The organism is Streptomyces sp. NPDC008001, assembly GCF_042958085.1.
Taxonomy (GTDB): Bacteria; Actinomycetota; Actinomycetes; order Streptomycetales; family Streptomycetaceae; genus Streptomyces.
Genome location: NZ_JBIBIZ010000005.1, coordinates 46,554 through 66,692, shown reverse-complemented (window position 1 = coordinate 66,692; position 20,139 = coordinate 46,554). Strand labels below are relative to the sequence as shown.

The window sequence follows — 20,139 nt, the reverse complement described above, 5'->3', positions numbered from 1 at the left end:
AGTCACGAGAGGTGGCTGAAAGTCTTCCTCGGGACGTGACGCCCGGAACCGGCTCGCGAGGTGACGCCCGGGATCGGGCGGAGCCCGCGCGGGCACGGCGGACAGGTAGCCTTTCCTCCGTGCCCGCACTGTCTGAAGTCATCGCCGCCCTCGACGCCCTCTGGCCCCCGGAGCAGGCCGAGCAGTGGGACGCCGTCGGCACGGTCTGCGGCGACCCCGAGGCCCCGGTCGACCGGGTGCTGTTCGCGGTCGACCCCGTCCAGGAGGTCGTCGACGAGGCCGTGGAGCTCGGCGCCGGCCTGCTGGTCACCCACCACCCGCTCTACCTGCGCGGGACCACGACCGTCGCGGCCTCGACCTTCAAGGGCCGCGTCGTGCACACCCTGATCAAGCACGACATCGCCCTGCACGTCGCGCACACCAACGCCGACCGCGCCGACCCCGGCGTCTCCGACGCCCTCGCCGGCGCGCTCGACCTGCGCGTCACCGGCCCCCTCGTGCCCGACCCGGCCGACCCGGCGGGCCGCCGCGGCCTCGGCCGCGTCTGCGAGGTCGACCCGCCCGTGACCCTGGCCGCGTTCGCCGAGCGCGCCGCCAAGCGGCTGCCCGCCACGGCCCAGGGCATCCGGGTCGCCGGCGACCCCGACCGCACCATCCGCACCGTCGCCGTGTGCGGCGGCTCCGGCGACTCCCTCTTCGACGAGGTGCGGGCCGCCGGCGTCGACGCCTACGTCACCGCCGACCTGCGCCACCACCCCGCGTCCGAGGCCCAGCAGCACAGCCCGCTGGCGCTCGTCGACGCGGCCCACTGGGCCACCGAGTGGCCCTGGGCAGAGCAGGCGGCCGCCCAGCTGGACGAGATCTCCGACCGCCACGGGTGGGGCCTCCGCACCCACGTCTCGAAGACCGTCACCGACCCCTGGACCGCCCACGCGGCGTCCTCCAGTCACCACCACTAACAGGAGCCCCCAACTGAACGCCGCGCCCGCCGACCAGATCCGCCTCCTCGACCTCCAGGCGCTGGACACCCGCCTCGGTCAGCTCGCCCACAAGCGCCGGAGCCTGCCCGAGCACGCCGAGATCGCCTCCCTCGAGGCCGACCTCACCCAGCACCGCGACCTCCTCGTCGCCGCGCAGACCGAGGAGAGCGACACCGCCCGCGAGCAGACCAAGGCCGAGCAGGACGTCGACCAGGTCCGCCAGCGTGCCGCCCGTGACCAGCAGCGCCTGGACACCGGCGTCGGCATGTCCGCCAAGGACCTGGAGAACCTGCAGCGCGAGGTCGTTTCGCTCGCCAAGCGCCAGGGCGACCTGGAGGACGTCGTCCTGGAGGTCATGGAGCGCCGCGAGTCCGCGCAGGAGCGCGTCGCCGAGCTGACCGGCCGCGTCGAGTCCGTCCAGGCCAAGGTCAACGACGCCGTCGCGCGCCGCGACGCCGCCGTCGCCGAGATCGACGCCGAGACCGCCTCGGTCACCAAGGAGCGCGAGATCGTCGCCGCCTCCGTCCCGGCCGACCTCCTCAAGCTCTACGACAAGCTGCGCGTCAAGGAGGGCGGCGTCGGTGCGGCGCGGCTCTACCAGCGCCGCTGCGAGGGCTGCCGCGTGGAGCTCGACATCACCGCCTTCAACGAGGTCCGGGCCGCCGCCCCCGACGAGGTCGTCCGCTGCGAGAACTGCACCCGCATCCTCGTCCGCACCTCCGAGTCGGGCCTGTAAGCCCGATGGCTCCTCGCTTCATCGTCGAGGCGGACGGCGGTTCCCGGGGCAACCCGGGCCCCGCCGGCTACGGCGCCGTCGTCCTGGACGCGACGACCGGCGAGGCGCTGGCCGAAGCCGCCGAGTACATCGGCACGGCCACGAACAACGTCGCCGAGTACCGGGGCCTCATCGCCGGCCTGGAGGCCGCGAAGGCCCTGGACCCCGGCGCCGGCGTCCGGGTCCGGATGGACTCCAAGCTCGTCGTGGAGCAGATGTCGGGCCGCTGGAAGATCAAGCACCCGGACATGCGGCCGCTGGCCGCCCGCGCGCGGACCGTCTTCCCCCCGGGGCAGGTCACGTACGAGTGGATCCCGCGCGAGCAGAACAAGCACGCGGACCGGCTCGCGAACGAGGCCATGGACGCCGGCAAGGCCGGCCGGCAGTGGGAGGCCGGCGCGTCCGCGGCGGCGCTCGGCGAGCGGAGTGCCCTGCCGGCGGCCGGGCCGGTGGTGGAGCCGCCGGAGGAGCCGTCGGCCGAGCCCAAGGCCGCTCCCGTCGGCTGGGCCGCCCCCGCCGATCTCGGGGCGCCGACCACGTTCGTCCTGATGCGGCACGGTGAGACGGCCCTCACTCCGCAGAAGCGATTCTCCGGTAGTGGTGGCAGCGATCCGGAGCTCTCGCCGGTGGGCCGCCGCCAGGCCGAGCACGCGGCTGCCGCGCTCGCCGCCCGCGGCACCATCCAGGCCGTCGTCTCCTCGCCGATGCGGCGCTGCCGCGAGACGGCCGCGGCCGTGGCCGCCCGTCTGGGTCTGGAGGTCCGCATCGAAGAGGGCCTGCGCGAGGCCGACTTCGGCGCCTGGGAGGGCCTGACGTTCGCGGAGGTCCGCGAGCGCCACCCCGCCGACCTCGACGCCTGGCTCGCCTCCTCCAAGGCCGCCCCCACCGGCGGCGGCGAGAGCTTCGCCGCGGTCGCCCGCCGGATGTCCGTCACGCGCGACAAGCTCCTCGCCCGGTACGCGGGCCGTACGGTCCTGCTCGTCACGCACGTGACGCCGGTCAAGACCCTGGTGCGGCTGGCCCTCGGCGCCCCGCCGGAGTCCCTGTTCCGCATGGAATTGTCGGCGGCCTCGGTGTCGGCCGTGGCCTACTACGCGGACGGCAATGCGTCACTGCGCCTGCTGAACGACACGTCGCACCTGCGGTGAACGGGTCGGGGTCCGCCCCGGCCCGAGCGCGGTTCGGAACCGCCGAAAAGGCACGCGGTGGTTTCGCACCGCTGCGGCGGAAAAGATGCGCGCGCCACGCAAGCGCTGAAGCCGACCGTGGCACGCGCCCCGGAAGGGGCGCGGGGAACTGCGCGATCAGCCACCGGCGGCCCGCAGCCGAACGACCTCGCATCAGCGAGGCACTCAGTCGGCCGCCGCCCGCAGGGCCATCGCCTCCTCCAGCGCGGCAACGGCCGCAAGCCGCTGCCGCTCCCGCTCCTCGATGTCCTGCGCGCTCTCGCCCGTGGCCGCGACCCGAGGGCACCGCGGGCACTGCCAGCGGTCCGGGGCGCCGGGGGGCGGCGGGGCCATGGGCACCTTGCAGTGGGGGCAGTTCACGGTCACTCCTTCGACATGGCCGCACGACGCGCAGACCCACACGGGCCCTTCCGCGTCCTGCTGCCGCCACGCGGTCCTCAGGCACTGCGCGCATCCCGTCGTGACGATCCCGGCCCGGCTCATGACGGGCGGCTCCGGGGTGGTGTCCGCGTACTCGATGATCCGTGCCCTGACCCGGTCATCGGTGGTGTTGGCCATCCGGAGCAGGTGTGCGACGCGCGAGCGTGCTTCGTCAACGAAATCGTTCATGGCGGCAGCAGGCTACGGCGCGGGGAACCGCGTACGGGGCCGGCAGCGCACACGATCACCCTTGCGAGTGGCTCGCCCTGTTGTTCGAGCTCATTCGAAGGGCACGTTGACGCACGCGAGCCGCGCGCCGGCCGTGCCCGCCCGGCCCGGGGCCGTCTCGGTGGCGTGCTCGTGGAGGACGACGGAGCGGGCCTCGCCGGGGCGGAAGTGCCAGGCGACCGACGAGGACGCGGCGCCGTCTCCCCGCCGGTCGGTGGTGAAGTCGAGCCAGACCTCGTTGCGCGGGTTGGCGTACGCGGGGTCGGTGGAGGGCTGCTCGGGGTCGCGGACGTGCTGGTAGTGCGCGCCGGAGTCCTCGGGGCGGGTGCCGCACGGCTGCGTGTGGACGTGGGCGCCGAACGTACGGCCCGGCTGGAGGCCGTGGAGGCTCAGGTGGATGCGGGTGCCGTGGTGGCCGGTGCGTTCGACGACGGCGACGCGGGCGCCCGGCGGGACCGCGTCCGCGGCGAACGTCACGGCGCGCAGCACGTCCCCCGTGGGGTCCGCGAAGACGGCGTTCACATCGGCTGCGCCGGCCTGCCCGCCGTGGGTGCCGCCGAGACAGGTCACCGCGGCCGTCGAAGCGGCGAGCAGCGACAGGGCGAAGGACATCTTCCGCACCTTTCAGCAGCGGTCGTCGGTGTCCCCCGCCCGTGCCGTCCACGGTAACGGCCCCTCGCGCACCGCGCGCGGAGGCCCGTGAGGACAATGAGCCGACCACCGCGTACCCCAGGAGGACGACACCATGCCCCCCAAGCCCGAGATCATCGCCGCCTTCGAGGCGGCCAAGGGGTTCATGCCGCTCGACGAGGGCCTCGCCCTCCACGCGGCCGCCGAGGAGGCGGCGGGGCTGGGGCTGCCGCTGCTCGAAGTCGGCACGTACTGCGGCCGGTCGACGATCCTGCTCGCCGCCGCGGCGCGGGAGGCGGGGACGACGGCCGTGACCGTGGACCACCACCGGGGCAGCGAGGAGCAGCAGCCGGGCTGGGAGTACCACGACGCGTCGCTCGTGGACGAGGCCGTGGGGCGGATGGACACGCTGCCCGTGTTCCGGCGCACGCTGCATCAGGCGGGGCTGGAGGAGCACGTGGTGGCGCTGGTGGGGCGGTCGCCGCTGGTGGCCTCGCTCTGGGGGAAGCCGCTGGGGCTGGTGTTCATCGACGGCGGGCACACCGACGAGCACGCCACGGCCGACTACGAGGGCTGGGTCCCGCACCTCGCGCCGGGCGGGCTGCTGGTCATCCACGACGTCTTCCCGGACCCGGCGGACGGCGGTCAGGCGCCGTACCGCGTGTATCTCCGGGCGCTGGAGTCCGGGGAGTTCACCGAAGTGTCGGTGACGCGTTCGCTGCGGGTGCTGCGGCGCGGACCGGTTGCGGCGTAGGCCCCCTGCGGGGCGGGGCGGCGGCGTAGCATCGCCGGGTGTCCAAAGGCAGCTTTCCCCGGCCCCGTCACCGCACCGGCCGTCCGACCCGCCCGGCCCTCCGCGCGGGCGGCTTCCGTACGCCCGTCGTCGTCGCCGTGGCGGCCCTCGTCCCGGCGGGGGTCGCGGGCTGGCTGATGTGGGACGCGGGGACGGACGGCGGGGGCAGGGCTCCGGTGGCGGCCGCGTCGTCGGCGGTGCCCGGCGGGCCGGCCTCGCCGCAGGACCGGGCGGCGGCCGGGCGGCCGTCGCCGTCCGGGAAGGCGTCCTCGCCGGCGCCCGGCCCGTCCGCGGCGGAGAGCGCACCGGCCGGCGCTCCGGGGAGCGCGTCGCCCGCCGCGGACGACGCCCCGGCGTCCGGCGGCCCCCTCAAGGGCAAGGTGGTCGTGATCGACCCCGGTCACAACCTCCGCAACAGCGAGCACACCGCCGAGATCGACCGCTCCGTGGACATCGGCACGGGCCGCAAGGAGTGCGACACCACCGGCACGTCCACGGACGACGGTTACGCGGAGGCCTCGTTCAGCCTCGACGTCGCCCACCGGCTGCGGACGATCCTGCGGGCGCAGGGCGCCAAGGTGGTGCTGACGCACGACGGCGAGCGCCCGTACGGCCCGTGCGTGGACGAGCGGGCGGCGATCGGCAACGAGGCGCACGCCGATGCCGCCGTCTCGGTGCACGCCGACGGTTCGGCCGTCGGCAACCGCGGGTTCCATGTGATCCTGCCCGCTTCCGTCAAGGGCGGCCGCGCGGACACCGCGCCGATCGCCGGGCCGTCGAAGGATCTCGGCGTGCGGATCGCGGGCCACTTCGTGCGCACCACCGGCAGCGCCCCGTCCAACTACATCGGCGGCGGCACGGGGCTCGACACCCGCGGCGACCTCGGCGGCCTCAACCTCTCCACCGTTCCCAAGGTGTTCATCGAGTGCGGCAACATGCGCGATCCGCAGGACGCCGCCCTGCTGAAGGACGGGACATGGCGGGAGAAGGCGGCGCAAGGGATCGCCGACGGCATCAAGGACTTCCTGGACGGGTAGGCCGGAAGCCGTCGTTATGGCCGTCCTCGCAGACCACGGGCTTGTCACGAGGCAGATACGAAGAGGACGCCCCGACGGTGCAGGCGATAGGTTCACCCGTACGATGGGGGGCCACCCCCGCGCCCCCGCACACTCGCGTGCCGGCGACAGCGACGTTAATGATCACACTGACAAAGGACATGAGAGTGAACATCCGCTCCCTCACTCGAGGCGACGGCGTGGTGATCGGAGCAGCGGTGTTGCTGTTCATCGCCTCGTTCCTCAGCTTCTACTCGTACGACTGCACGTCGGCGATCTGCGCCCCGGAGCCGAACGGCTGGAAGGCCGGCCTCTTCCCCGTCCTGCCGTCGATCTTCCTCGCCGGGATCATCGCCGCCGCGCTCGTCGTCGCCGCGCGCTTCCAGCCCGAGGGCCGCAAGCTCGTGGGCCTGGAGCTCGGCCAGTGGGGCACCGCGTTCGCCGTGTTCGCCGCGTGGTCCTCGCTGTGGACGATCATCGGCGGCGCCCAGGGCGTGTCGCCGGGCGTCGGCCAGATCCTGGGCCTCATCGCCAACGCGGCCCTGGCCGGCGCGGCGCTGATGACCCCGCGCACCCCGGCCCTGAAGGCCCCGCTGGTGAGCGCCCCGGGCCCGCAGGCCCCGTCCCCGTACGGCGCCGGCCCCAACCCCGGCTACGGCTACCCGGGCCCGGGCGCCCAGGCCGGTGCCGCCGGTCCGTACGGCGGCGGCCAGCAGTCCTACGGCGGGCAGCCGGGCCAGGCGGACGCGAGCCTCGGCGGTGCCGCCGCGGCCGCGCCGCAGCCGGCCGCCGGCCAGCCCGCGGCCCCGGCCGGGGACTTCGCCCCGTTCTGGTTCGCGGTGCCCGTGCCGCGCCCGCTGTACGGCGAGGACGGTTCGCCGACGCAGATCGCCGAGCTCGCCCCCGGTACGTGGTACCTGGCGGTGGAGCAGCGCGGCCAGGCACTCGTCGCGCAGACGCAGGACGGCCGCCGCGGCGTGCTGCAGGACACGACGGGCATTCAGCGCGGCTGACGCGCACACCGCACGTCCGACGGCCCGCCGGGGATTCCCCGGCGGGCCGTCGCCTTGTCCGGGCACCGGCTGCGGGCGGCACCGTTCCCACCGCCGAACGCGCTGTCCGCGGGCCGCTGCTCCAGGGGTGCCGCCACGGCAGCCCTCCGCCGCAGCGGCGAGCAACCACCGTGGCGCGGAACGGCGGTGCCGGACCCGGCCCTGCCACCGCCCGTCGCCGCGGCCACGCGCGCCGGGCGGCCCCGCGAGAGCCGTCTTGTCCGAGCGCGGACCGGTCCGTACAGTCGGTCCCGCACCTGACGGCACGTCAGTTACGGACCCTGCCGGGAGGCACCCCGTGCGGCTCGGACTCGCGCTCGGCTACTGGGGACGCGGCCCCGGCACCCACCACCTCGACCTCGCCCGGGAGGCGGAGCGGCTCGGCTACCACTCCGTGTGGACGGCCGAGGCCTGGGGCTCCGACGCCTTCACCCCGCTCACCTGGATCGCCGCCCACACCACCCGCATCCGGCTCGGCACGGCGGTCGCCCAGATGGCCGCCCGCAGCCCCACGGCCACCGCCATGCACGCCCTCACCCTCGACCACCTCTCCGGCGGCCGGCTGCTGCTCGGCCTGGGGCTGTCGGGCCCTCAGGTCGTCGAGGGCTGGTACGGGCGGCCGTTCCCGGACAGCCCGCTGACCGCGACGCGCGAGTACGTGGACGTGGTCCGCCAGGTGCTGCGCCGCGAGGCCCCGGTGACCCTGGAGGGCCGCCACCACGCGCTCCCCTACCGCGGCCCCGGCGCGACCGGCCTCGGCAGGCCGCTCCGGTCCGTCACCCATCCGCTGCGTGCGGACCTGCCCGTCCTGCTCGGCGCCGAGGGGCCCCGCAACGTCGCCCAGACCGCGCGCATCGCGGACGGCTGGCTGCCCCTGTACTGGTCCCCGCTGCGGACCGGCCTGCACGCCGCGGCCCTCGCCACCGCGCCCCCCGGCTTCCTGGTGGCGCCGCTAGTCCAGGCGCGGGTGTGCGCCGACGTCGCCGAGGGGCTGCGCCCGGTGAAGGCGATGCTCGGCTTCTACATCGGCGGCATGGGGCACGCGCGGCGCAACTTCCACGCCGACCTCATGGCGCGCATGGGGTACGCGGAGGAGGCCGGGCGGGTGCGGGACCTGTTCCTGGCCGGGCGGCGGGAGGAGGCCGTCGCGGCCGTGCCGGACGCCTTCGCCGACGAGATCTCCCTCGTGGGGCCGCGCGAGCGGATCGCGGAACGGCTGGAGCTGTGGCGGGCGGGGCCGGTGACGGACCTGCTGGTGACGGCGCCGGACCCGGTGACGCTGCGGGTGCTGGCCGGACTGGTGGGGTGACCGGAGACGCCCGGCGCCCCCGGATGCGACCCGAGCGCCGATGCGGCCGGATGTGCCCGGCGCCTCCCGTCCCGGCGGGTCACGGCCGGTCCGGCCGCCCCTGCCCGTGGAGCCACGGGCCGAACACGCCACCGAGGTTCCTGCCGGTGCGCTCCTGCCAGAACCGCTCGAACCCGGCGGTGTCCGCGTTGCCGTACCGGTGCTCGCTCACCCAGGCCCGGACCGTGCTGAAGAAGGTCTCGTCGCCCACGGCCCGCCGCAGCTTGTGCAGCACCATGGCGCCGCGGCCGTACACCGGCGGGTCGGAGACCGTGGCCGGGGCGGGGTCGGCGGGCGGGAAGGCCCAGATGCCGTCGCTCAGCGGATCCTTGCCGGTGTAGTAGTCGTCGAAGATGCGCTGGACGGAGCGGCCGCCGTGCTTCTCCTCCCACATCCACTCCGCGTACGCGGCGAAGCTCTCGTTGAGCCACATGTCGCGCCAGGTGCGCGGGCTGACGGAGTTGCCGAACCACTGGTGGACGACTTCGTGCACGACGGTCACGTCGTCCGGGGCGGACTCGAAGTACGGCTTGGTCTGGGTCTCCAGGGCGTAGTCGACGTACGGGTTGTGGTCGACGACCGCGCCGGCGGAGGAGAACGGGTAGGGGCCGAAGAGGTCGCTCGCCCAGGCGATGGCCTCGGGCAGGAGCTTCTCCAGGCGCGCTCCGGCCGCGGCCTCCTTGGGGTGGGTGGCGATGTACAGGGGCAGCTTGCCCGCGCGGGAGGTGGTGACCTTGAACGGGGAGACGGCGACGCTCGCGAGATAGCTCGCCATGGGCTCGGCGCTGTGCCAGGTGAAGACCTTCCGGTTGCCCTTCGTCTCCTCGCGCTGCAGTTCGCCGTTGGCGACGGCGGTGTAGCCCTTGGGGACGGACACCGTGATGTCGTAGGCGGCCTTGTCGGAGGGGTGGTGGTTGCCGGGGAACCAGGTCATCGAGCCGGTGGGCTGGCCGAGGCCGACCGCGCCGTCGTCGGTCTCGACCCAGCCCTCCACGACCTCGCCGCCCTCGTCCTTGATCTCCTTCGGCGTGCCGTCGTAGACGACGACCGTCTCGAAGTCGCGCCCCTTGCCCAAGGTCTCACGGGGCGTCACCGTCAGCTCGCTGCCCTTCCGGGCCGTGCGGGCCGGGCGGCCGTCGACGCGGGCACTGCGGACCGTCAGGCCTTTGAGGTCGAGGTTGAAGGCGCCGAGGTCCTGCGTCGCGCGGGCGGTGATGACGGCCGTGGCCTTGAGGTGGTTGCCCTCCGGGTCGTAGTCGAGGGTCAGGCCGTAGTGCCGGACGTCGTAACCGCCGTTGCCCAGGCGCGGGAAGAGCGGGTCTCCCGCGCCGGGGGCGCCGGCCTTGGGCGTCGCGGCGTCACCGGATCCGCAGGCCGCCACGAGCACGAGGGCGGCGGGCAGCACGGTGACGCGGGCGAGCCGGTGGAGCAGGGAGGATCTGGGCACAACGGTCATACGATGATGCTCTCATCCGCCCGGCGGCCGGTCCGGGAGGACGTGTCTCCCGGACGGCCGAGGGCAGTGAGGGCAGCGGGGGCAGCGAGGACGGCCTCCGGAGAGCCGGGGCCCTTGCTGTCGCGGCCTCAGAAGACGGCCCGCTCCAGCCAGAAGTCGAACAGCTCGCGGTCGCCCAGGATCTCCACCCGGTCGGTGTCGGCGGGCAGGCGGCTGAAGAGGACGCTCAGCACGTCGGTCAGCGGCCCGCGGACGGCCACGGCGGCCTTCTCGTGGGCCCGCCGCCAGGCCACCCCCTCGCCGGTGAGGTCGATGAACCACTCCGCGTCGAGCTCCGCCGGGGTGTCGGTGGCGTGCAGGTGGAGGGTGCGGCCGGGGCCCGGCAGCTCCGCGAGCCGCGGCTTGAAGGCGACGGCGGCCGGGAGGGCGAGTATCGACAGCCACTCGTCGATGCAGTCCGCCGCGAGGGCGGGCTCGGCCGTGAAGGGGAGGCCGAGGGTGCCCAGGACGTCGGCGCGGTGCATCAGGGTCTCGTGCGCCATCCGGCGGGCCCAGAAGCCGGACCGCTGGTGCTCGGAGAACGTCCACACGGGGCTGTCGGGACCGGCCTTGCGCAGGACCTCCACCAGCTCCCCGGCGCCCTCGGCCAGCCATGCGGTGAGACCGGGCAGGTCGTCCGTGGAGGGCTCGCCCGGGGCCGGCGCGGGGTCGGTCCGGGCGGCGGCGGCCGGGGGTACGAACTCCATGATCTGCTCGCGCACCAGCATGGTGGCCATCCGGTGGGCCTGCCCCACGTGCAGGAGGAGGTGGCCGAGGGTCCACTCGGGGCAGGTGGGCACGGTGACCGACACGTCGGCGCCGCCCTCGCTCAGGGCGGCACGGAGCCGGTCGGTCTCGCCGAGGATCTCGGAACAGTAGCGCTCGTGACTCAGCATCGTCGTCATGCGCTCACTGTAGGACCACCCACTGACAACGCCCCCGGCAGGCACGGACGTTCAGGTTCCGGTTCTCGGTTCCGGCCGGCCCTTCCGGCGGCCCCGGGCGGCGGGGCCACCGCCGGGGCCTACGGGCAGCAGTCCGGCTCCAGGCCCGCGGGGAGCCGTTCCCCGCCGAACACCGCGGTCGTCGCCTCGTCGCCCCCGAGCGCGGCCGCCGCGAGGAGCAGCGAGCCCGCCGTCCACGTGGTGCGCTCCTCGGGCCAGACGGCGTCGTCGTCGTACACGTAGCCCGTCCAGTACATGCCGTCCTCGGCGCGCAGGTGCTGGATCCACTGCAGGATCTGCACGGCGCGGTCGGACTCCCCCATGACCCACAGCGCGAGGGCGAGCTCGCAGCTCTCGCCGCCGGTCACCCACGGGTTGGGCAGCACGCAGCGCACGCCCAGGCCCGGGACGACGAAGCGGTCCCAGCCCTCCTCTATGCGCTCCTTGGCGGCGACGCCGGTGACCGCGCCGCCGAGGACGGGGTAGTACCAGTCCATCGAGTAACGGCTCTTGTCGAGGAACCGCTCGGGGTGCCGGCGTATCGCGTGCGCGAGCAGGCCCGTGGCCAGCTCCCAGTCGGGCTGCGGCTCCTCGCGGTGCTCGGCGATGGCCAGGGCGCAGCGCAGCGCCTGGTGGATGGACGAGGAGCCGGTCAGCAGCGCGTCCGTGACGGGGGTGCCGTCGTCCTCGCGCTTCCAGCCGATCTGCCCGCCGGGCTGCTGGAGCGCCAGGACGAACTCGACGGCGGCGTAGACGGTGGGCCACATGCTGTCGAGGAAGGCGTCGTCGCCGGTGGAGAGGTAGTGGTGCCAGACGCCGGCGGCCACGTAGGCGACGAAGTTGGTCTCGCGGCCGCGGTCGGTGGGCTCGTCGGCGGCGCCGTCGGCGTAGGCGGCGTACCAGGAGCCGTCGGGGTTCTGGTGGCGGGCGAGCCAGCGGTAGGCGGCCTCGGCGCGGCCGTGCTCGCCGGCGGCGTCGAGGGCCATGGCGGCCTCGACGTGGTCCCAGGGGTCGAGGTGGTGGCCGCGGAACCAGGGTATGGCGCCGTCCTCGCGCTGGACGGCGGCGATGCCGGCGACGGTGCGGGTGACCTGGCCGGCGGTCAGGACGCCGGGCAGGACGAGGCGTTCGGTGCGGCCGGAGCCGCGGCTGAAGGTGGTCACGCGTCCACCCCGCCGCCGGGCAGGTGGGGCTTGGTCGCGTAGGCCACGAAGCTCTTGCCGATGACCGGGTTGAGGGCCTGCTCGGCGAGGCGGGTGGCCAGGGGCTTCTTCATGATGTCCCAGACCAGGAGCTTGTGGTAGGCGCGGACGGGCAGCGCCTTGTCGTTGTCGACGCCGAAGGCGCACTTGAGCCACCAGTAGGGGCTGTGCAGGCCGTGGGCGTGGTGCGTGCCGTACGGTTCGAGGCCGGCCTCGCGCATCTTGCCGAGGAGTTCGTCGCCGCGGTAGATGCGGATGTGGCCGCCTTCGACCTCGTGGTAGGCGTCCGAGAGGGCCCAGCAGATCTTCTCGGGGCCGTAGCGGGGGACGGTGACGGCTATCCGGCCGCCGGGCTTGAGGACGCGCACCATCTCGGCGAGCACGCCCTTGTCGTCCGGGATGTGCTCCATGACCTCGGAGATGATGACGACGTCGAAGCTGTCGTCGGGGAAGGGCAGCGCGAGGGCGTCGCCCTCCATGGCGGTGGCGGTGGCCCCCGTGGGGGCCTCACCCGCCTCCTTCATGGCGGCGAACCACTTGGCGACCTCGCGTATCTCCTCGGCGTTGCGGTCCAGCGCGACGACGCGCGCGCCGCGCCGGTAGCACTCGAAGGCGTGCCGGCCCGCCCCGCATCCCAGATCGAGAACACGGTCGCCTGGGGCGAGGGGGAAGCGCGAGAAATCGACGGTCAGCACGGGTGTTTGCTTTCGGCCGGCGGGACGGGGTGATGGTCTTCGGGTACGTACAGGTCACGGCAGGCCGGGCACCGCCGGGCCGCGCCGCGGGGGTTGCTCGCCGGGGCGGCGGCCGTTTCGCGCGGGAGCGCAGCGTCTGCGGGTCCATGGGTGCCGCGGCCGCGTCTCTCCGCCGCGGCGGGACGTTCGTGCCGGGAGCACGGTCCGCCGGGTCCGCGGCTGCCGTGGCGACAACCCTCCGCCGCGACGTCGGGCAAGCCGCACGGCGGAGTCCGGCGGTGCCGGAAGGGCGCCGTCGTGGCGGGCAAGCGCTGCGGCGGCACCGTGCCGGACCGCACTAGCCTCGCCGTCCCGCGGGCCGGCGGGCCGCATTGCTGCCCGCGAGGGCTATCGCCTCGCGGTAGTGGCGGGCCGTGCCGAGCGCGGCCTCGCGCCAGGTGAAGCGGGAGAGGACGCGTTCGCGGCCCGCGGCGCCGAGGCGGCGGCGGAGGTCGGGGTCTCCGAGGAGCCGGCCCAGGGCGGAGGCGAGCGCTCCGGGGTCGCCGGGCGGGACGGCCAGGCAGGTCTCGCCGTCGGGGCCGGCGACCTCGGGGATGGCGCCCCCGGTCGTGGCGGCGAGCGGCGTCCCCGTGGCCATGGCCTCGGCGGCCGGCAGGGAGAAGCCCTCGTACAGCGACGGCACGCAGGCGACCTGCGCCGACCGTACGAGGTCGACGAGTTCGGCGTCGCTGATGCCCTTGACGAACTCGACGGCGCCGTCCAGCCCGCAGCGCCGGATGGCGGTGGCGACGGGCCCGTCCTCGGCGCGCTTGCCGACGACGACGAGGTGCGCGTCCGGGTGGCGGCGGCGGACGACCGCCAGCGCCTCGATCAGGTGCACCAGGCCCTTGAGGGGCACGTCCGCGCTGGAGGTCGTGACGATCCGCCCCGGCACCTCGGGCACGGAGGGATCCGGCGAGAACAGGTCCGTGTCGGCCCCGATCGGCACGACGTGCACGCGCTCGGCCCGGACGCCGAGGTGGTCGACGATCTCCTGGCGCGAGGAGCCGGAGACGGTCAGCACGGACGGCAGCCGCCGGGCGACACGTTTCTGCATGCGCGTGAAGCCGTACCAGCGCCGTACGGACGCCCGCCGCTTCCAGTCGGCGGCGGCGTCGAGGTCGAGCTGCCGGTCGACGGTGATGGGGTGGTGGATCGTGGTGACCAGCGGGGCGCCCAGCGCGGCGGGGCCGCCGAGGAGCCCGTAGCCGAGCGTCTGGTTGTCGTGGACGACGTCGAACCGCCCGCGCTGCGCGGCGAGATGGCGGCGGGCGCGCAGGCTGAACGTGAGCGGCTCGGGGAAGCCGCCCGTCCACATGGTGGAGACCTCCAGCGCGTCGATCCAGTCGCGGTACTCGTCGCGCGCGGGCGTGCGGAAGGGATCCGGCTGGCGGTAGAGGTCGAGGCTCGGGAGCTCGGTGAGGGTCACGCCCTCGTCGAGGACGGGGTACGGCTGGGAGCCGATGACCTCGACGCTGTGCCCGAGGCGGGCGAGCTCGCGGGAGAGGTGACGGACGTACACGCCCTGGCCCCCGCAGAAGGGGTTGCCCTTGTAGGTGAGGAGTGCGATGCGCAGGGGGCGGTCGCCCGCCCCGGGGCCCGCCTCGTCGAGGGCGTCCCGGCGCACGTCCCGTCCGTGTGCTGCGAGAGCTGCCTCAGTGGCCTCAGCGGTCACTCCCCCGGCCTCCTTCTGGCTGCTGTTCCGGCCGGAGCGTAACCGGTCGCGCTAATCTAGAACAAGTTTCAGACTGGGTCGTCCAGAAGCCTCGAATCTACCGGCCGTAAGGGCGGTCGCCAGGTCCGGATCGGGTGATTCGCGCCACGGCCCGGCCCCTGCCATGCTGTGCCGTCCGGGCCGTACAGACACCCTGGATGGATTGTCACGGAATGGGACATATGACGACGGAACCCAAGTCGCCGACCGCGCGGGCCCTGCCCGCCGGGCCCAGCCTCCCCCTGACCGAGCGTCAGGCGGCGCGCCGCCGCCGGATCCTGCAGGCCACCGCGGAGCTCGCGGGCCGCGGCGGCTTCGACGCGGTGCAGATGCGCGAGGTCGCCGAGGCGGCGGGCGTCGCGCTCGGCACCCTCTACCGCTACTTCCCCTCCAAGGTCCATCTCCTCGTCGCCACCATGCAGGACCAGCTGCAGGCGCTGCACGGCACGCTGCGCAAGCGCCCGCCGACGGCCACCGACCCGGCCGCCCGCGTGGCCCAGACCCTGATGCGGGCCTTCCGCGCGATGCAGCGCGACCCGCACCTGGCCGACGCGATGGTGCGCGCCCTCACCTTCGCCGACCGCTCCGTGAGCGCCGAGGTCGACACCGTCTCCCGGCTCACCACGGCCCTGATCCTGGACGCCATGGGGCCGGGCGGCCCGCCCACCCCCGAGCAGCTCTCCGCCGTCCGCGTCATCGAGCACACCTGGCACTCGGCGCTCATCACCTGGCTCTCGGGGCGCGCCTCGATCGCTCAGGTGCGGATCGACATCGAGACCGTCTGCCGCCTCATCCGGCTCACTACCCCACAACAAGCCTGACGCGCTACCCCCGGCACCCGATTCATGGGAGGCGCTTTCGAGTGAACTTGGGGCGCACGTGGCGTGATTCATGCGCCCTTGCGCCCCCTGCATGTCCGGTATACGCGCCCGTCGCGGTGGCACACGCCGGTATGAATGAGCGTCGTGTCCGGCGCAGTGTTCGCTGCGCGGGGGATCGGGAAGGCGGGGACCGTGATCCGGGTACTTCTGGTACATGACACCTATCTGCTGCGTACAGCGCTGGCGTTCCTGATCGGCAGGGAACCGGATCTGGACGTCGCCTCGGCGTCGTGGCAGCGCGCGGCGGCCATGTCGCGCTCGCTGCGGCCGCACGTGTGCGTAGTGGACATGGACAGCCCGGACGCGGGCGGGCCGCGGGGCCTGCGGGAGCTCTCCGCCTACGGGTGCGCGGGGGACGCGAGCGACGCGTGCGGCGGGAAGGACGGGCGTGACGAGAAGGCGGCCCTGCTCGCCCTGGCCAGCCCCGGGCGGCCGGGGCCACTGCGCCGGGCGTACGAGGAGAAGGCCTTGGGGTTCCTGAGCAAAAACGCTTCGCCGGACCGGTTGGTCGAGGGGATACGGCATGTGGCGAAGGGCGAGCGGTACATCGACGAGGCGCTCGGCTTCGGCTTCCTGGAGGCCGCGGAGATCCCGCTGACGAGACGAGAGCTGAGCGTGCTGTCACTCGCGGCGGAGGGAGCCTCCGTCGGGGAGATCGCCAGCAGTCTGCACCTGTCGAACGGGACGGTGCGCAACTACATGGCCGCCATCACCCGGAAGACCGGGGCGCGGAACCGGGTCGACGCGATTCGTATCTCGCGGGGGGCGGGGTGGGTGTGAGGGCGGCCCGTCCCCGTCCCCCGTGCCTCCCATGAGGTCGCGGTAGAGCGGCGAGCGGGCGAGCAGCTCGTGGTGAGTGCCGCAGGCCGTGTCCGCCCCGTCCATCACGAGGATGCGGGGCGCCCGGCGGGCGGAGGCGGTGCGGTGCGCGATGACGACGAGGGTGCCGCCGGGGCGGCGCGCGAAGGCCCGTTCGGCGCGGGCCTCCGCGGCGGGGTCGAGGTGGCAGGTCGCCTCGTCCAGGACGGCGAGGGGGGCGGGCGACAGGTAGGCGCGGGCCAGCGCGATCTGCTGCCGCTCGCCCGCGGAGAGCTCTGCCGGGGCGACGGTCGCCGTGAATCCGCCCAGGCGGCGGACGAGTTCCGTCATGCCGAGCGCCTCGGCCGCGGCCTGCAGCTCCTCCTCCGGGACGGGGGTGGCGCGCAGATAGCCGAGGTTGCCGGCGAGCGTCCCCGAGAACACGTACGCCTCCTGCGGGATCAGCACCCGCCGGGCGGCCGCCGCCTCGCTGTCCGCCCGGTCCCCGCCCAGCGTGACCTCCCCGCCGCCGGGTTGCAGGAGGCCCGCGATCAGCCCGGCCAGTGTCGACTTTCCGACGCCGCTGGGTCCGACGACGGCGAGGTGCGCGCCGTGGGGCAGGGTCAGGTCGAGGTCCTGGATGACGGGGTCGGCGTGGTCGCCGTAGGCGAAGGTGAGACGGCGGAGCCGGAGGGCGGGGGCGGGGGTGGCGCGGGGTGCCGCCGGGGAGGCGGCGGGCCGGGCTGGTGTCGGCTGGGCCGGGGCGGCCGGCGCCGTGAGCCTGCGCACCACCACGGCGAGGCGGGAGCCGCTCGTGCCGAGGCCGTGGACGAGGTTCTGCAGGGCGGGCATCAGCGACTGCGTGAGGTAGGCCAGCGCGCCGACGAGGGCGCCCGCCGTGACGCCCCGGTCCAGCAGCCAGGGCGTCCCCGCCAGCAGGAGCACGACCGGCAACTGGCCGGCCACCGCCAGGGCCACGACCCGGACGACCGACCAGCGGGCGAGGGAGCGGGAGGCCCGCAGCGCGGCGTCGGCGAGGGCCCCGCCCTCCGCGCGCACCCGCGGCTCGGCTCCGGCCGCGGTGACGTCGCGCAGGCCGGCGAAGACGTCGCCCAGCCCGGCGGCGAGGGCCTCGTCCGCGGCCAGGTACGCCTCCTGGCGGCGGGCGAGCGGGCGCAGCGCCGCCAGGAACAGGGCGAGGCCCAGCACGAGGGGCGGTACGACGACCGCCAGGAGGGGCGGCGCCAGCAGGAAGAGGCCCGTCAGGGCGCCGGCCGCGGTGAACACGAACGAGCGCGACACCATGAGGAGGCCCGCGAAGGCGTCACGGGCGATCTCGGTCTGGTGGGTGAGGCGGGACACGGCCGCCCTGTCGCCGTGGCGCAGGGCGCGGGCGACGACCCCGGTGACGAGGCGGTCGCGGAACGGCTCGACGAGACCGGCGACACCACCGTACGTGCGGCCCGTGCCGTACGCCCCGGCGACCACGGCCGCCGCGGCCGCCCCGAGCCAGGCGAGCCCGGTCCGGAGATCCCCCGCGAGGAACCCGGCGTCCAGCGCCTTGGCCGGCGCGTACCCCATGGCGAACGTGTGCCCGGCCTCCACGAGCGACCAGAAGACGAGCCACGCGACGGTCCGGCGCCGCCCGACGAGATAGCGAACCCCCCGCCGTGCGAGCCCACTCTCAACGACTGTCACGGAGACCTCCTGGCGTTACCCCCGACGGGTTCCGAGCCCGGCCCGGCACCGCCGGAATGCGGCGTTGGACGACTCGCCGTTGCGGCGGAGGGAGGGTGGCCGGGCTCGTTGCCCGGTCGGGGTGGCTCCTGGTGGGTCCGGGGGCGGCGTGGGGCTAGCGGGGGCATTGTTTTGGGTCAGGCATGGAACACCGCTCGGTACTGGGGGTCGTGCCAGAGGTCGGCGTGGCGGGAGACTGCCTTGGGCCGGCCTTCTTCGATCCAGAGGACGTGGTCCGCCGTTGCTGCTGTTGCGGGGCGGTGGGCCACGATGACGCGGGTCGGGGACGACGGTCCGGGGGCGTGCAGGGCTGCTGATACGCGGCGTTCCGTCGCCGTGTCCAGGCTCGACGTCGCGTCGTCGAGGATGAGGACGCGCCCCGCGTGGGCGAAGGCGCGGGCCAGGCCGAGCCGTTGGGTCTCGCCGCCCGAGAGGGGCGCGTCCGTGCAGGGCGTGTCGTAGCCCTGCGGGAGGCGCCGGAGGAAGTCGTGCGCGCACGCCGCGCGGGCCGCGTCCTCGCACGCCTCGCGCCCCGGGGTGAACGCCCCGAACGCGATCGTCCCCCCGACCGTGCCGCCCAGCAGCGCGGGCCGGGCGAAGGCGTAGCCGACGGCGCGGCGGAGGTCGTGGCGGCGGAGGCCGGGGAGCGGGGCTCCGTCGAGGAGGACGGTGCCCGTGTCCGGGTCGGCCAGGCGGCCCGCGACTTCCGCGAGGACCGACTTGCCGCTGCCGGACCGCCCGACGACGGCCAGAGAGGTCCCGCCGGGCACCGTCACGGTGACGTCGTGCAGGACCGTCCGCCCGCCCCGGACGACGCTCACCCCGCGCAGTTCCAGCGTGCCGGGCCCGGCCGGCAGCCGCTGTTCGCCGTAGGGGAGTTGCGGCACGCCGAGCACCTCGGCGACGCGCCCTGCCGCAGCGCGGGCCCGTACCGCCGCGTTGAGGTGTCCGACGAGCATGCCGACGCCGGTGGCGAGGACGGCGTAGCGGGAGGCGGCGAGCAGGTCGCCGACGCTGAGGAGGCCCTGGGAAAGCCGGAGCCCGGCGACGGCGAGGACGGCGATCTGCAGCAGGGGCACGAGCGTGCCCGCCTGGGCGGTGGAGCGGCCCTGGACGTGCCACATGCGGTGACCCTGCCGGGAGAGTTCGGGCAGGGGCCCGAGGATGCGGGCGTGCTCCCGGGCGGTGGTCCCGGCGGCGGCGATCGTGCGCGCCCCGCCGAGCGCTTCGACGAGGCGCCCGGCGATGTCGCCCTGGAGCTGCTGGTAGCGGGCGACGCAGTCCGTGGAGGCGCGGGTGAAGGCGCGCAGGAGGGCGGCGAGGAGGGGCGCTCCGGCGAGGAAGGCGACGGCGAGCCAGGGGTCGATGAGGCCGAGGGCCACGATGCCGCCGAGGGGGCCCACGACGGAGGCCGCGGCGTGGGCGAGCGTGGCGGGCGCGGTGCCGGTGTCGGCCGCGTTGCCGACGGCGCGGGTGACGAGGTCGCCGGGCGGGAAGCGGCCCGCGGCCCGCGGCCCGGCGGCCAGGACGTGGCCGAGGATCCGGTGGCGCAGCCGGGCGGTGGCGCGGGCGGCCGTCGTTCCGGTGAGGAGTTCGGTGGCCGCGTCGAGCAGGGCGGGGCCGGCGACGAGGAGTGCGCACAGGCCGACCCAGCGGCCGGCGTCGGGGCCGCGGCGGGCGAGGAGCAGGTCGACGGTGTGGCCGAGGGCGAGGGGCAGCAGCAGGGCCGCTCCGGTGGAGGCGACGGCCAGGAGGCAGAGCGCGGCGGCGCGGGCGGCGCTGTGCCGGGCGGTGTCCAGCAGGAGCCGGTCCCCGGCGGTGGCGGAGCGGCGGGAGGAAGCGGAGGGGGCGGATGAGGCGGCGGAGGAGGGGGCGGCCGTGGCGGATGCGGGCTCCGTACGCGTGTGTGCCATGGATCGGTGGCCCTCGTCTCCGTACCATCCGTGAGTGCAGGACCCGGGCGGGCCCCTCGTCGCAGGAGGGGCCCGCCCGGTGCCGGATCAGATCCGGTCCGGTCTGACCGAAGGGGTCAGAGACAGATCAGCACGCTGGCCGTGCTGACGCAGGAGAGCAGGCTGACGGTGCTGCCGCCACCGCCGCCGTGGCCGGTGTTCGCCTCGGACTCCATGTTCTGCAGGTCGAGAAGCGCCATGGTCGTGTTCCTTT

At 74.8% G+C, this 20,139-nt stretch carries 18 protein-coding genes and 1 pseudogene; 9 read left to right on the top strand and 10 right to left on the bottom strand.

Annotated features, from left to right (window positions below; genetic code table 11):
• The first annotated feature begins 119 nt into the window (after positions 1 to 119).
• Genes ACFZCD_RS14450 through ACFZCD_RS14440 form a run of 3 tightly spaced genes read left to right on the top strand, consistent with a single transcriptional unit; the run spans position 120 to position 2,903 of the window.
• The gene (locus ACFZCD_RS14450; RefSeq protein ID WP_391830523.1) at positions 120 to 959 is read left to right on the top strand and encodes a Nif3-like dinuclear metal center hexameric protein; all 840 of its coding nucleotides are present in this window, start codon (positions 120 to 122) and stop codon (positions 957 to 959) included.
• A gap of 13 nt (positions 960 to 972) precedes the next feature.
• Positions 973 to 1,716 carry a zinc ribbon domain-containing protein gene (locus tag ACFZCD_RS14445; protein WP_391831296.1) on the top strand — a complete coding sequence of 248 codons (744 nt, stop codon included), beginning with the start codon at positions 973 to 975 and terminating at the stop codon, positions 1,714 to 1,716.
• Between the two features lie 5 nt (positions 1,717 to 1,721).
• The gene (locus ACFZCD_RS14440; protein WP_391830521.1) at positions 1,722 to 2,903 is read left to right on the top strand and encodes a bifunctional RNase H/acid phosphatase; all 1,182 of its coding nucleotides are present in this window, start codon (positions 1,722 to 1,724) and stop codon (positions 2,901 to 2,903) included.
• Between the two features lie 204 nt (positions 2,904 to 3,107).
• Here the strand turns inward: ACFZCD_RS14440 and ACFZCD_RS14435 are convergent, their stop codons facing one another.
• Together ACFZCD_RS14435 and ACFZCD_RS14430 are read right to left on the bottom strand one after the other, a co-directional pair.
• Positions 3,108 to 3,551, bottom strand: a complete 444-nt coding sequence (locus tag ACFZCD_RS14435; RefSeq protein WP_391830519.1) for a hypothetical protein — start codon at positions 3,549 to 3,551, stop codon at positions 3,108 to 3,110.
• A 90-nt stretch (positions 3,552 to 3,641) separates the two neighbouring features.
• A complete protein-coding gene (locus tag ACFZCD_RS14430) occupies positions 3,642 to 4,202 on the bottom strand; it encodes a superoxide dismutase family protein (protein WP_391830517.1) in 561 nt (186 codons plus the stop codon).
• 133 nt (positions 4,203 to 4,335) lie between these two features.
• Here ACFZCD_RS14430 and ACFZCD_RS14425 point away from each other — a divergent pair, with 133 nt between their 5' ends.
• The 4 genes from ACFZCD_RS14425 to ACFZCD_RS14410 all read left to right on the top strand — a co-directional run bounded on the left by ACFZCD_RS14425 (position 4,336) and on the right by ACFZCD_RS14410 (position 8,429).
• A complete protein-coding gene (locus ACFZCD_RS14425) occupies positions 4,336 to 4,974 on the top strand; it encodes a class I SAM-dependent methyltransferase (RefSeq protein WP_391830515.1) in 639 nt (212 codons plus the stop codon).
• Positions 4,975 to 5,012: 38 nt separating this feature from the next.
• Complete coding sequence (locus ACFZCD_RS14420) at positions 5,013 to 6,050, top strand: N-acetylmuramoyl-L-alanine amidase (RefSeq protein WP_391830513.1); 1,038 nt, start codon at positions 5,013 to 5,015, stop codon at positions 6,048 to 6,050.
• Positions 6,051 to 6,235: 185 nt separating this feature from the next.
• Positions 6,236 to 7,081 carry a hypothetical protein gene (locus ACFZCD_RS14415; protein ID WP_391831294.1) on the top strand — a complete coding sequence of 282 codons (846 nt, stop codon included), beginning with the start codon at positions 6,236 to 6,238 and terminating at the stop codon, positions 7,079 to 7,081.
• 337 nt (positions 7,082 to 7,418) lie between these two features.
• Positions 7,419 to 8,429 (top strand): LLM class F420-dependent oxidoreductase, encoded by a 1,011-nt coding sequence (locus ACFZCD_RS14410; protein WP_391830511.1) that lies wholly within the window; start codon positions 7,419 to 7,421, stop codon positions 8,427 to 8,429.
• 79 nt (positions 8,430 to 8,508) lie between these two features.
• Here the strand turns inward: ACFZCD_RS14410 and ACFZCD_RS14405 are convergent, their stop codons facing one another.
• From ACFZCD_RS14405 to ACFZCD_RS14385, 5 genes are all read right to left on the bottom strand, one after another.
• Positions 8,509 to 9,924, bottom strand: coding sequence for a M1 family metallopeptidase (locus ACFZCD_RS14405; RefSeq protein WP_391830509.1), 1,416 nt, complete (start codon positions 9,922 to 9,924; stop codon positions 8,509 to 8,511).
• 128 nt (positions 9,925 to 10,052) lie between these two features.
• Entirely contained in the window at positions 10,053 to 10,868 is an 816-nt protein-coding gene (locus tag ACFZCD_RS14400) for a maleylpyruvate isomerase family mycothiol-dependent enzyme (RefSeq protein ID WP_391830507.1), read from the bottom strand.
• A gap of 119 nt (positions 10,869 to 10,987) precedes the next feature.
• Positions 10,988 to 12,070: a prenyltransferase gene (locus tag ACFZCD_RS14395; protein ID WP_391830506.1), complete on the bottom strand. Its 1,083-nt coding sequence runs from the start codon at positions 12,068 to 12,070 to the stop codon at positions 10,988 to 10,990.
• Positions 12,067 to 12,804, bottom strand: a complete 738-nt coding sequence (locus ACFZCD_RS14390; RefSeq protein WP_391830504.1) for a class I SAM-dependent methyltransferase — start codon at positions 12,802 to 12,804, stop codon at positions 12,067 to 12,069. The genes ACFZCD_RS14395 and ACFZCD_RS14390 overlap by 4 nt, the downstream gene beginning before the upstream one ends.
• A gap of 337 nt (positions 12,805 to 13,141) precedes the next feature.
• Positions 13,142 to 14,518 (bottom strand): glycosyltransferase family 4 protein, encoded by a 1,377-nt coding sequence (locus ACFZCD_RS14385; RefSeq protein ID WP_391830502.1) that lies wholly within the window; start codon positions 14,516 to 14,518, stop codon positions 13,142 to 13,144.
• A gap of 221 nt (positions 14,519 to 14,739) precedes the next feature.
• Between ACFZCD_RS14385 and ACFZCD_RS14380 the strand changes: the two genes are divergently transcribed.
• Together ACFZCD_RS14380 and ACFZCD_RS14375 are read left to right on the top strand one after the other, a co-directional pair.
• Positions 14,740 to 15,378: a TetR family transcriptional regulator gene (locus tag ACFZCD_RS14380; RefSeq protein ID WP_391830500.1), complete on the top strand. Its 639-nt coding sequence runs from the start codon at positions 14,740 to 14,742 to the stop codon at positions 15,376 to 15,378.
• 192 nt (positions 15,379 to 15,570) lie between these two features.
• Positions 15,571 to 16,218 carry a LuxR C-terminal-related transcriptional regulator gene (locus ACFZCD_RS14375; RefSeq protein ID WP_391830498.1) on the top strand — a complete coding sequence of 216 codons (648 nt, stop codon included), beginning with the start codon at positions 15,571 to 15,573 and terminating at the stop codon, positions 16,216 to 16,218.
• 288 nt (positions 16,219 to 16,506) lie between these two features.
• Here the strand turns inward: ACFZCD_RS14375 and ACFZCD_RS14370 are convergent.
• The 3 genes and pseudogenes from ACFZCD_RS14370 to ACFZCD_RS14360 all read right to left on the bottom strand — a co-directional run.
• Positions 16,507 to 17,088, bottom strand: a pseudogene (locus ACFZCD_RS14370) (ATP-binding cassette domain-containing protein); the annotation flags it as partial.
• A gap of 1,022 nt (positions 17,089 to 18,110) precedes the next feature.
• Positions 18,111 to 19,886 carry an ABC transporter ATP-binding protein gene (locus ACFZCD_RS14365; RefSeq protein ID WP_391830496.1) on the bottom strand — a complete coding sequence of 592 codons (1,776 nt, stop codon included), beginning with the start codon at positions 19,884 to 19,886 and terminating at the stop codon, positions 18,111 to 18,113.
• Positions 19,887 to 20,002: 116 nt separating this feature from the next.
• Positions 20,003 to 20,125 (bottom strand): SapB/AmfS family lanthipeptide, encoded by a 123-nt coding sequence (locus tag ACFZCD_RS14360; RefSeq protein ID WP_391830494.1) that lies wholly within the window; start codon positions 20,123 to 20,125, stop codon positions 20,003 to 20,005.
• Between the last annotated feature and the right edge of the window lie 14 nt (positions 20,126 to 20,139).